Source organism: Psychrobacter piechaudii (assembly GCF_900162825.1).
GTDB lineage: Bacteria > Pseudomonadota > Gammaproteobacteria > Pseudomonadales > Moraxellaceae > Psychrobacter > Psychrobacter piechaudii.
Genome location: NZ_FUGE01000188.1, coordinates 1 through 11,444, shown reverse-complemented (window position 1 = coordinate 11,444; position 11,444 = coordinate 1). Strand labels below are relative to the sequence as shown.

The 11,444-nt window shown below is 41.7% G+C and carries 11 protein-coding genes and 2 tRNA genes; 8 read left to right on the top strand and 5 right to left on the bottom strand.

Annotated elements, in window-relative coordinates:
• Positions 1-202, top strand: a 202-nt coding sequence (locus A1019T_RS10360; protein ID WP_143514111.1) for a transposase, incomplete at its 5' end; no start/stop codon positions are given.
• Positions 203-314: 112 nt separating this feature from the next.
• On the opposite strand, the gene A1019T_RS10355 is transcribed toward A1019T_RS10360, so the two are convergent.
• Positions 315-1,604, bottom strand: coding sequence for an adenylosuccinate synthase (locus tag A1019T_RS10355; RefSeq protein WP_077451566.1), 1,290 nt, complete (start codon positions 1,602-1,604; stop codon positions 315-317).
• 107 nt (positions 1,605-1,711) lie between these two features.
• Complete coding sequence (locus tag A1019T_RS10350; RefSeq protein ID WP_244156633.1) at positions 1,712-3,007, bottom strand: ATP phosphoribosyltransferase regulatory subunit; 1,296 nt, start codon at positions 3,005-3,007, stop codon at positions 1,712-1,714.
• 811 nt (positions 3,008-3,818) lie between these two features.
• Between A1019T_RS10350 and A1019T_RS10345 the strand changes: the two genes are divergently transcribed.
• Positions 3,819-4,205 carry a DUF2237 family protein gene (locus A1019T_RS10345; RefSeq protein WP_077451564.1) on the top strand — a complete coding sequence of 129 codons (387 nt, stop codon included), beginning with the start codon at positions 3,819-3,821 and terminating at the stop codon, positions 4,203-4,205.
• Positions 4,206-4,304: 99 nt separating this feature from the next.
• The gene (gene corA, locus A1019T_RS10340) at positions 4,305-5,408 is read left to right on the top strand and encodes a magnesium/cobalt transporter CorA (protein WP_077451563.1); all 1,104 of its coding nucleotides are present in this window, start codon (positions 4,305-4,307) and stop codon (positions 5,406-5,408) included.
• Positions 5,409-5,465: 57 nt separating this feature from the next.
• Here the strand turns inward: corA and A1019T_RS10335 are convergent, their stop codons facing one another.
• On the bottom strand, positions 5,466-5,987 hold the full coding sequence (locus A1019T_RS10335; RefSeq protein ID WP_077451562.1) for a phosphate-starvation-inducible protein PsiE: 522 nt from the start codon (positions 5,985-5,987) through the stop codon (positions 5,466-5,468).
• Between the two features lie 111 nt (positions 5,988-6,098).
• Complete coding sequence (gene folD, locus A1019T_RS10330) at positions 6,099-6,959, bottom strand: bifunctional methylenetetrahydrofolate dehydrogenase/methenyltetrahydrofolate cyclohydrolase FolD (protein ID WP_077451568.1); 861 nt, start codon at positions 6,957-6,959, stop codon at positions 6,099-6,101.
• Positions 6,960-8,009: 1,050 nt separating this feature from the next.
• Here folD and A1019T_RS10325 point away from each other — a divergent pair.
• From A1019T_RS10325 to A1019T_RS10310, 5 genes are all read left to right on the top strand, one after another.
• A complete protein-coding gene (locus tag A1019T_RS10325) occupies positions 8,010-9,638 on the top strand; it encodes a sodium:solute symporter family protein (RefSeq protein WP_077451567.1) in 1,629 nt (542 codons plus the stop codon).
• A gap of 119 nt (positions 9,639-9,757) precedes the next feature.
• Positions 9,758-9,889, top strand: a complete 132-nt coding sequence (locus tag A1019T_RS13735; protein ID WP_244156631.1) for a putative transporter small subunit — start codon at positions 9,758-9,760, stop codon at positions 9,887-9,889.
• A gap of 203 nt (positions 9,890-10,092) precedes the next feature.
• Positions 10,093-10,166 (top strand) — tRNA-Cys (locus A1019T_RS10320).
• Positions 10,167-10,290: 124 nt separating this feature from the next.
• Positions 10,291-10,377 (top strand) — tRNA-Leu (locus A1019T_RS10315).
• A gap of 164 nt (positions 10,378-10,541) precedes the next feature.
• Positions 10,542-11,252 (top strand): tyrosine-type recombinase/integrase, encoded by a 711-nt coding sequence (locus A1019T_RS10310; protein ID WP_244156630.1) that lies wholly within the window; start codon positions 10,542-10,544, stop codon positions 11,250-11,252.
• Between the two features lie 9 nt (positions 11,253-11,261).
• Here the strand turns inward: A1019T_RS10310 and A1019T_RS13895 are convergent.
• On the bottom strand, positions 11,262-11,444 hold a 183-nt coding region (locus tag A1019T_RS13895), incomplete at its 5' end, for a transposase (RefSeq protein ID WP_279626159.1).

Here is an 11,444-nt window from a genome sequence, read left to right as displayed (position 1 = left end):
TGAGGCGTTACTTAACGGACGCTCTTTAATTGAAACTGTTTTTGATGAGCTTAAAAACTTGTGTCAGATTGAACACTCAAGGCATCGAAGCTTCACAGGTTTCGCTGCTAATCTTTTAGCAGGACTCATTGCTTACTGTTGGTTTCCCTTTAAGCCGACACTCAAAAACGTGTCGGCTTATGGGCAAGCTGCAAAAAACTAAGCTGTTTCAATGATTTAGGCAAGCTCTTATCCCGAACTCAGGTTACGTTATTTTCATAACATAGGGCTCTTTACAGTCTATCTATTTTGTTTAGCGAATAAAATTCGACTAATTACGCATCATACGGATCACGTAATACGATAGTCTCGTCACGATCAGGGCCTGTAGAAATAATATCTACTGGGCAGTCGATTAATTGCTCGATACGCTTGATATAAGCTTTGGCTTCTTCTGGTAAATCTTCGTATTTGGTGATACCAACCGTTGAACCTTTCCAACCTGGTAAGGTTTCATACTTAGGCGTTACGGTTTCGTAGAACTCACCGTCATGGGCCGCCGCAACCTCAGATTCAGGAATGTCATAACCAACACCAATACGGATTTCGTCTAGACCATCTAGTACGTCAAGCTTGGTTAAGCAGATACCTGACAGTGAGTTTAATACCACCGCACGGCGAAGTGCTTCAGCATCAAACCAACCACAGCGACGCGCACGACCGGTAGTTGCCCCAAATTCATGACCTACTTTCGCTAGGTGAGCACCCACATCGTCAAATAATTCAGTTGGGAATGGACCGCTACCCACACGTGTTGTGTACGCTTTAGTGATACCTAATACATAGTCTAGGTATAATGGGCCAATACCAGTACCTGTTGAGACACCACCAGCCGTTACGCTTGAGCTGGTAACGAAAGGATAAGTACCATGGTCGATATCTAGTAAAGTACCTTGAGCGCCTTCAAACATTAAGTTTTTGCCCGCAAGGCGCAATTGGTTTAGCTCTTCAGTTACATCACATACTAAGTCTTTTAGCTCATCACGCCACTGTTGGCATAAAGCATAAGTTTCGTCAAAATCAATGGCTTCAACTTTGTAGTACTGAGTTAACTGGAAGTTATGGTATTCAATTAAGTTGCGTAGCTTTTCTTCTAAGTCATCGCGGAATAGGTCAGCAAGTTTGATAGCACGACGTGCCACTTTATCTTCATAAGCTGGACCGATACCACGACCGGTGGTACCAATTTTACCTGTGCCACGTTTTGCTTCACGGGCTTGGTCTAAAGCGATGTGGTAAGGAAGAATTAAGGGACAGTTTGGTGAGATTCTTAAACGCTCACGAACTGGCACATTATTGCTCTCAAGCTCTTTCATCTCTTTTAACAGCGCTTCTGGTGATAACACCACACCGTTACCGATGAAACAAGTCACGTCATCACGTAAGATACCTGATGGAATTAAGTGTAGAACTGTTTTTTTGCCGTCTACTACCAACGTGTGACCCGCATTATGACCGCCTTGGAAGCGGGCTACAGCAGAAGCTTTTTCGGTTAGCAAGTCAACAATCTTGCCTTTACCTTCATCGCCCCATTGGCTACCTAGTACTACAACATTTTTTCCCATAACAAATCCTTAACCACTCTTATTGAACTGTAAAAATTAAATTGCGTCATTGTGGCGCAGTTATTTTGAGTCTTAAAATCAGCGTATACCCTCGTATAAAACGAAGTTTAAACTGCTCTTAAGACCCACTCACCATCTTCTAAAATTAATTTGTGTGTCACGTTATTGGGGATATCATCAGCACTTAAAGGACGCACAACTCGATGACCCAAATCACGTAACTCTGAAATCTTATTCCCTAAATCTTCTTCAAGCTTGGCATTGTCATCATTACGCACGCCCTGCATATCGGCAAAGCTTACCAATACCAGCTTCGACTCATTTAGAGTGATAAAACGCTGAAGTCGGGTAACCTCTAAACTAAATCCGGTCGCACTACGTGAAGGCAATTCTTGGGCAATAGTAGTTGGAGCATTACTTGCTGAGTCAAAGCTCTCCCCATTAAAGCGGCCGCCACGCACCACAGCTTGTGACTCATTTTCAAAGTAGGCATTAAAGACAATACCTGTGTGGTAGTGATATCCTAATTCAGTAATATCAACACTAACATTGCTTTGATAAGTCTCTTTGATATGACGGGCCATGGTCTGAACCTCACCTACCGCTTTAATAATAGCAGCGTCTTGAGTTGCCGTATCTGATAAGGCTTCTTTTAAGGCAGTCATATCATGACCATAAACGGCCAAATGATAAAAGTCACTGCCCATAGGCAAGTATTCACAGACGTTCTTTAACTCGGGTAAAGCCTTATTGGCATATAAATTCATCAATACCGAAGCATCATTGTCCGATAATCCTGCCAGCTCTTTTAGGCGGGCAAAAATAGCCACATGACCAATATCTATGTGTAAATGTTTTTTTAGATCTAGGTTGTCGATTAGGCAATAAAGCACATCAATCAATTCAATATCGGCATCTAAACTATCACTGCCAAATATCTCAGCACCCAATTGCAGAGGGGTCCGTGAACCAAACAGACCATCAGGTAAGGTACGGATAACGTGACCGGCATAACAATAACGGGCAATTTTATCGGCTTTGCCCATTTTATTTAGGTGAGCATCGATACGTAGGATTTGTGGGGTAATATCAGCACGTACCCCCATAAGACGACCAGACAACTGATCAATGATTTTGAAAGTTTGACGTTTTAGGTCTTCTGAAGCATTGCCTAATAATGATTCCGTAAACTCAATCATTGGCGGACAAATAAGCTCATAACCCCGGCTTACTAGTAGCCGGGTTAACCTATAACGTAGCCACTCTTGTTTTTGGGCCTCTTCAGAAAGTAAGTCACTCACCCCATCCGGTAATAACCAGATGTTATCTACATCTGCTACTGGGGCTAGTTTATCTGAAGGCTGGCTTTTATTTTTACTGGAGGTTATAGAACTATCAGACACAAGTAATCCTTGTTTGGAGGCGATACTCATTACTCAAGCCGGTTCGCCATCACCAAATCGTTAGTTAAAGTGTATTAGTAAGTAATCGATATTTTAAGAGTATATAATTTTGAACAATTAAGCTTGTACAAACAAAACTATGAATAATAGAGGCCCTGGCACTCTGTACATTTTGTCTGAGCACACCACTAAACGGCGTACACCGTTTTGCTGTGAATCATTAAATTCATTATTTAAGCCCACTTTTGTATGCTATCAATTAGATTTCGTACAAAAGCTATAAAACTTGCCTGATAAAGCTAAGGACATCTTAATTGCCGGTACGTTGACAGTAAGATTTAAGTCTTTAAAATCATTTTAACACGACTTTACCCTGCCATGGCTAAATTCGACATTCAATAAGCCAATTAATTTATGACTTTAAGTCTAGCATAGCCAACCGCTTTCGCCTAGAGAAACCCATGATAAAACTCAAAACTCGTTTCATTAATATCAGCTGGACCCGTTAGTTAGCTTCCGACTTAAGTTAGTTCCCTACAGCAACAATTAATTGATAAACAAAGATTTTCAGCCCGCTGATTTGAGTGGGCAAGCCGCCTATCTTAACCATGAATGTGTTACTATTTGGTTTAAATTTATCGATTAACCACGGTTTAGATATTATCCTACCCCTCCTCATTCAGGCTTACTCAAAGATTAAATATAGACTGTCACAATGTGCTGAGGCGTTGTTCGACCTAATACTTTGTAAGCCAAGCTGAGTTATAGAGCATATTTATCATAAAATTTTATTTTAAAGAGATACCTAACTATGTCTAGCCATCATCCTGACCCTAAGTTAAACCAAAGAAATGTACTAGGCACTGCTTTGGCGAGCTGTTGTTTTGATCCTATCACTGGCTATTATCGTAATGGCTTTTGTCATACCGGCCCGCAAGACATTGGACAACATACTGTCTGTGCCAAAATGACCAGCGAATTTTTAAGCTTCTCTGCCAAGACTGGTAATGACTTGATTACGCCGGTTCCCGAATTTGGCTTCCCAGGATTAAAGCCAGGCGACTACTGGTGCATCTGCGCCCTACGTTGGCTGGATGCTCTAGACCATGATATGGCTCCAAAGATTAAGCTCGAAGCCTGTCACGAAAGTCTACTGGAGCTAGTTGATATGGAAACTCTAAATAAATACGCTTTATAATACAGACATTTTTAGACTGGGATACTACCAGCCGATGCTCTAGCCGTTTACCTCAACACATTACCATCTCTTCGTTCACCAAAGTCATGAGGGTTACCTATGTCCGATATAAGAATAAAAGAAGAGCAGCAAGCTCTATCCTTTATGTCGCCTACTATGCCGGTCTATGATCCTGACGCAGAGCGTGTAGAGGATTTTGAACGCTCGGGGATTAACGAGATTGTTAACTGCTGCGTTTACTCTCGTAAAACCGGTGAGTTTGTTGAGAAAATAGACTTAGACGAGGTGAGCAGAACACTAACTAATAAAGGGGAGTTTATCTGGCTTGGGCTATATGACCCTAGTATTGAGACCATCGAGGCGGTGCAAAAAGCTTTTGATATTCACGAGCTGGCTTTAGAAGATGCTTTTAACGAAAATCAACGCGCTAAAATTGAGTCCTATGGCAACGACTCTTTATTCGTAGTGGTGCGTACTGCTTATTTGGCCCATAACAATATTCACTATGGCACTACTTCAATGTTTATGGGCAATAATTATATTATTACCATTCGCACTGGCGCCTCCAACTCTTACGCCCCAGTTCGAGCTTACTGCCACCGACGCCCAGAAAAAATGTCTATGGGCCCAGTCTTCGTACTACATGCGGTATTAGACTACGTGGTCGACAGCTACTTGCCTATCATCGACAGCCTAGGTGAGTACTTAAAAGAGCAAGAGCGTAATATTTTTTCTTATAAATTCAGTAAAGAGATTCTGCAAAGCCTATATATTTTAAAGTCACAGCTGGTACACATGCGCGCGGTAATGATGCCGGTACAAGACATTTGTAACTTCTTTATTAATCACAAAAAAAATGAGCTGGTTTCCACCTTTCCCAGCATTGCTAAGCCTTACTTTCGCGATGTAAATGACCATCTATTACGCGCTATCGACGCGGTCAATGGCCTAAACGAGATGCTCAGTGTGGCAATGGATACTTATATGGCAATGGTCAATATGGGGCAGAACGAAGTGGTACGCAAATTGGCTGCTTGGGCCGGTATCTTAGCCGTTCCGACAGCCGTAGCGGGGATATATGGCATGAACTTTGATATTATGCCAGAGCTACATTATGAGTATGCTTACTTTGTGGTGCTAGCGGTGATTCTCACCACTTGTGTGGTGTTATATCGTCAATTCCGTAAGTCAGGCTGGCTATAGACCATTCTAATTTCTTGTGCTTGCTTTCCTACTATTATGGCTTGATATTAATTGCGACTACTTTTCGCTAGGGTCAGTTTTAATATAGTTTTCCTGAGCACTGTGTTCCTGAAGGCTATCTTTTTCAGAGCTGTTCTTGTGCAATAAATTATCTTCAGGACGACCAAACTTACTGGCTGTCCACGTTAATATAAAAATAGCGATACTGAGTATAAAGATAGAAAAAGTGGTGGTTATTAATAACCATAAGTGAAAATCTTCGGAAACCGCCTGTACATCTACTACCAAGTGTCGTGACAAGGCAGTAATGGCAATATAAATCAAAAACTGTACTGGCAATCTATGGGTTTTAAAATAAATCCCTATCATGGCCAACAGCTCAAGATAAATAAACAGCATAAGGATGTCTTTAAGCTCCGCTTTGCCAGCTTGGACAATGCTAATGAACTCAGCACCCCCTGCCCAAACTACCACAAGTCCTATCACTAACAATGCTAAATAATGACTGATATCAATCATAAGCATCCCAAATGACTGTGCCTTTGCTTGCCAGCTATTATTGGGGTGATGTGAACTCATTAGCAATGCTCCGTTAACTTAGATAGTCTGGGTTTTGGAGGCAGATATTTGCATACCTGCCTCCTTAAATTAATTTACGACAATTCTTAAATGGGGTTATTCTCTAGCCCACTATTTAGCGGCTTTCTCAGCTGCTTCTACCGTCTGGCGAATCAAAGTGTTAATCGTCATAGGACCTACCCCGCCTGGTACTGGGGTATAAGCCGCTGCAATCGACTCAATACCTTTAAGTTCGATATCGCCTACTCCGCCATCATCAGTAGGATGGAAACCGGCATCGACTACGACAGCCCCTGGCTTTATCCAGTCTTTTTTGATCAGCTCAGGAACACCCACTGCTCCCACAATGATATCAGCGCGACCAACATGCTCAGCTAGGTTTTGAGTGCGTGAGTGACAGGTGGTCACTGTGCAGTTAGCGTTTAATAGCATTTGTGCCATTGGCTTACCTAGAATGGCACTACGGCCCACAACTACGGCATGCTTACCTTCAAATTCAATACCGTTTTTCTCAAGCAAGTACATGATACCTTGCGGCGTACATGAGCCATAAGCAGGCTCACCCATGCTCATACGACCGAAGCCTAAAGAGGTTACACCGTCTACATCTTTGGCCAAGTCAATAGTATCAAAGCAAGCACGCTCATCAATTTGCTCTGGTACCGGATGCTGTAACAAAATACCGTGAACATCTGGATTGTTATTGAGCTCATCAATTTTTGCCAACAGCTCTTCTGTTGTGGTGCTGGCAGGCATCTCAACTTTGATAGATTCCATACCCACGCGCTTACAAGCATTGCCTTTCATGCGCACATAAGTAGCAGAAGCAGGATCATCACCGACTAAGATAGTCGCTAAAATGGGCGTACGGCCTGTTTTTTCAATAAGGGCGGCAACGCGCTGGCTTAAATCGGTTTCAATTTCTTTTGCTAGTGCTCTGCCATCAAGGCGTGTTGCAGTGGCTTCAGTCATATCTGGCTCCATCTTTTCTCATTGTGAGGGATTGCTAGTTTTCAAGCGATTTCGCTTAGGGATGTGTTTATTAGCGATATTGTAACCTATGGCGACTAAATATTCCGACCCACTTTGTTGTATGCCATGACTTTTCTAACACTTATTCCCTATTTTATGGGCATCTCCCCAATTTATAACTTAGCTTATGGTTTACCCATAAAACTTTATTAACCGTTGTAGTTGCTATGCCTTCTTTTGGGAATATTTGAAATTTGTCAGTATTTACGTTACCCTGTGTTTCGCAATTATTGCTGTCTATTTTTTGAACAAAGGTTTTTAATAAGGCTTTAAAAAGTAGCTTTACAGCAATTTGTTAGAGTTATAGAGGGCTTAACGCAACACCTCAGTATTAACTCTAACAGTTATACATCTCGTTAAGATGACAAGCTTGATTCAGAAATCAAATGCTAGGTCAGATCAACGACGATGTTGTCAAAAAGGTACGAACACACTGGCCCCTTTTGGCTCAGTGCGTTGCTCGGTGTCAGTTTATTTTAGATAGATGAATAAACTATGAGACCTACAACAGGTTCGATACGTATCCAATATTTTTATCTTTTGACATTTGGTTTTGTTCACTCGCTCACTGAGCAATGTCACGACCAACCACAATCAAAACAAAAGTTAAATTAGCATTTGCTGACGGTTAAGACGATAAGTTATTAAAACGACAAGCTTTAACGTCAGCTCATCAAATGTTTTAGAGAAAGCATGTTAATCGGCCTAGCGGCGTATTTTTGTACGATGCTTTTTGCCGTTTAAATTTTGTCAAAGCCTCCTTTGACAAGCGGATTTGCTCGCCCTTTAGAACAAGAAATAAGCAAGATTTGAAATTGGTTGTGAGTGATTCATATGCTCTACAAGTTTATATGAGAACAAAACCACTAAGGATGGTTCAGATAGTTAGTGTGGAATAATAAGACTGTCATCCTTTCCCCTAATTTTTTTAAGGAGAATGGTTTGCAAACTCAAGAACTATTTCAGTTTTCCGCTTGGGCAATCATTATTATGATGCTCGTTTTTTATGGGGGTACCTACTTACTCTCATTACTTATTAAGAAGGACAAAGAAAGCACCTCAGGTTTTATGGTCGCCGGACACGGAGTTGGCTTTGGTATGGGTGCTGCTAGTATGACCGCCACCTGGATTTGGGCTGCCTCGTTTTATGCAGCAGCGACATCCGGCTATAAATATGGCCTATCAGGCCCTATCCACTATGGATTCTGGGGCGCATTGATGATTTTATTTATTTATCCTTTTGGCATGCGCTTTCGCCAACTGGCGCCAAACGGTCACACTTTGGGTGAGTTAATTAACGCACGACATGGATCCTCAAGCCAATTAATCTTAGCGGTCTCAAACCTCATGGGTAGTTTAATTAGCTTGATGGTCAACTTCACCGCCGCTGGTGCTCTGGTTTCAGTCCTTTCACCCCTATCTTTCCAAACGGGGGTGATTATTGCAGCCGTTGGCGTCTTAAGTTACACCTTAACTTCAGGTTTCCGCGCTTCAGTATTTACTGACTTTGCGCAATTGGTGGCGCTAATGGCCATCGGTGTGGTCATTATTCCTGCCGTATTATTCGCTATGGGTGGGCCCCAAGCTATGGTTGATGGTTTGCCAAACTTGACCGCACAACAGCAAAACTTCTTCTCATCAGAAGCCTTTTTACAACAAGGGGCACCCTACTTCGTAGCGGTCCTCGCCTATGCTATTGGTAACCAAACCATTACCCAGCGTCTATTCGCCATTGATAAGACCAAAATCAAAGCTACCTTCATTACCGCTACCGTAGGTTATGCTGGTATCGTGATTGGCCTTGGTATGATTGGTTTAATGGCATTAACTGTAGGTATCCAACCCCTTGACGGAGATATGAATAATATTATCCCGCAGATGGTAAGCACCTACCTACACCCAGTGTTTATTGCCTTATTCTTTATCTTAGTAATTGGCTCCCTGTCCTCAACGGCAGACTCAGACTTATCCGCCCTATCCACCATTATGATGGCGGATGTATATGGTAAAAATATCGCCAAAGACAACCCAAACCCAAAAAAAATGTTGATCGTTGGCCGTGCCACCATGATTATTGCTACGGCACTTGGTCTAATCTTCGCAAGCTTAAAGCTTGATATTTTAGTGATGCTGGTCTTTGTTGGCGCTCTATGGGGTGCTGTGGTATTCCCAGTTATCGCCAGTGTGTTCTGGGACCGTGTCACTAACCTAGCTTTCACCGCTGCGGTAATTGTTGCGCTACTTTTCTTCTGTATTGCCCGTTTTGAGCTGTTACCGATCGAAGGGGGTATCGCTCTAATGTTTGAAATCTTTGCTAGTGTCGGTGCTGCCGTGGTGATTGGCTTGATGGTATTTGGATTCTTCGGCCGTAAGCTAGGCTTTATCGCAGCCTTGATCACCTTAGTACTAATGCTAATCTACGCAACTGGCTTCTTACGTGATTATGAAGTACTACTATCGTCATTAACTGCTTACGGTGTCAGTACTATCGTTTGTGTGGCGTTAAGCTTAATGAGCAATGAACGCTTCGATTTTGAGCTAATCAAAGAGCGGGTCGGTAGTTATGATAAACCGCAAGGCAAAGCTCAAAACAGTGCTCAAGCACAACCAAAAGCCTAATAAGGTGCTTAACGCTAACTAAGCGCAGCTTTAAATACGTCCACTGTTGTGCTTAGATAGTGGTTAAGCCTTATCATCATTAATAATAAATAAATGGATCAAACAATAAGGAGTATATTATGAGTGCATTTGCTTATGGCTTATATATTTTAATTTGGCCGGCAATCACCTTAGCCGTATTGATACTCATCTGTACGGCAACTTATCGCGATATCAAAAAAGCGAAAGCTGAGAATAAAAGTATCGTATAACAATTCATTAGCGATAATGACCTATTTTTAAATCGATATGGAAGCATATTTGGTAACGTCTCGAAACGTACTAAATATGCTTTTTTTAGGAATGATTTCCTTATCAACCACCAAAAAATATCGGAAAATGCGAATATTTTCAAAATACTCTCAAGCGACCCTTGTATTTTTATTTTTTTTTGGTATTATAGGTCACCTCAAATGGCTGGGTGGCAGAGTGGTTATGCAGCGGATTGCAAATCCGTGGACGCCGGTTCGATTCCGACCTCAGCCTCCAAATTTCTTATTAATCTTTTTAATAAGTTAAAGAAAAAAAGTGTTGACGAATATTAATTTTATGGTAATATACGCGCACTAAATGAGTTGCTAGCAACACTAAGCGACTTAGTTAAAAAAGTTTTGCCCGGGTGGTGAAATTGGTAGACACAAGGGATTTAAAATCCCTCGCTAGCAATAGCGTGCCGGTTCAAGTCCGGCTCCGGGTACCATTACATAGTTCTATACTATCTTATAGAGTAGCCAAAGCCCCTGATATCAGGGGCTTTGCTGTATCTGGCGTATTATACTGTCCTATGAATCTATCCTAATCCATGCACTTTGAGTATACTGTCAAGTATACCGAGTTTTGAGTCTACTCATGGAGATCTAGGGTATGGAAAGAAAAGCGATCAGTTCAGACCGAAGTATCAGCAGCCATAAGCCTGAAGATAAGAAGTACTTCGTTCCTGTCAAAAACCACCCCAAACTATTCTTAATGGTACGTCCTACTGAGACTAAGTCATGGATGTATCGCTACTACCCGCCTTCAAATCCTAAGCAAAGTATTATTTCCATCGGTATATATCCAAGTATCTCGTATGCTCGTGCCTGTGAAGTTTGGCGTGAATATGAAGACCTATTAAGCAAAGGTATTGACCCTAAAGTTCATCGTGAAGAAATAAAGAAAAGTGTTATTAGTAAAACTAAAAATTCTTTTGATCACTTTGCTTGGAAGTATTTTGACAGTCTAGATAAGACTCAGAAGAATAACACCCTTATTCGTAAGAAAGGTCGCTTGGAGCTTATATGCTCATACATAGGTGATGAACCGATCAGTGAGATCAGCTCACCTAGAATGCTCGAAGTGCTATTAGATATTCAGGCCAACTCATTGAATAAAGCTGGCAAGCCTACGGATAAGGCTGAGCGTTGTGCTGGCATTGCCAGCGATGTATTTGTCTATGCTGGTGCTCGCGGCTTTTGTAGTAGTAATCCTGCGGCATTAATCAAAAGCCAATTGGCTAAATCGAGCTACGGTCATCGTCCTGCCATTACCAAGCCCAAAGAGCTTGCTAAGCTACTGCGGGATATTGAAACAATATAGTCATAGCCCTTAAAAACAGTCACACAGCCAAAGAAAATAGAAGAATAACGTATCGATACAATCTATTCCCCAATCTTGACGCTTTTTCTTAACCCAAGCCCAAGTTTGCTCAATAGGGTTTAAGTCAGGACTATAAGGCGGTAACCATAGAATAGTGTGTCCTGAATCTTCAATGATTTTTTGAATATCAAG

Coding starts and splice junctions, on each gene's coding strand:
- A1019T_RS10355 (WP_077451566.1), bottom strand. CDS start 1,604: ATGGGAAAAAATGTTGTAGTACTAGGTAGCCAATGGGGCGATGAAGGT.
- A1019T_RS10345 (WP_077451564.1), top strand. CDS start 3,819: ATGTCTAGCCATCATCCTGACCCTAAGTTAAACCAAAGAAATGTACTA.
- corA (WP_077451563.1), top strand. CDS start 4,305: ATGTCCGATATAAGAATAAAAGAAGAGCAGCAAGCTCTATCCTTTATG.
- A1019T_RS10335 (WP_077451562.1), bottom strand. CDS start 5,987: ATGAGTTCACATCACCCCAATAATAGCTGGCAAGCAAAGGCACAGTCA.
- folD (WP_077451568.1), bottom strand. CDS start 6,959: ATGACTGAAGCCACTGCAACACGCCTTGATGGCAGAGCACTAGCAAAA.
- A1019T_RS10325 (WP_077451567.1), top strand. CDS start 8,010: ATGATGCTCGTTTTTTATGGGGGTACCTACTTACTCTCATTACTTATT.
- A1019T_RS13735 (WP_244156631.1), top strand. CDS start 9,758: ATGAGTGCATTTGCTTATGGCTTATATATTTTAATTTGGCCGGCAATC.
- A1019T_RS10310 (WP_244156630.1), top strand. CDS start 10,542: ATGGAAAGAAAAGCGATCAGTTCAGACCGAAGTATCAGCAGCCATAAG.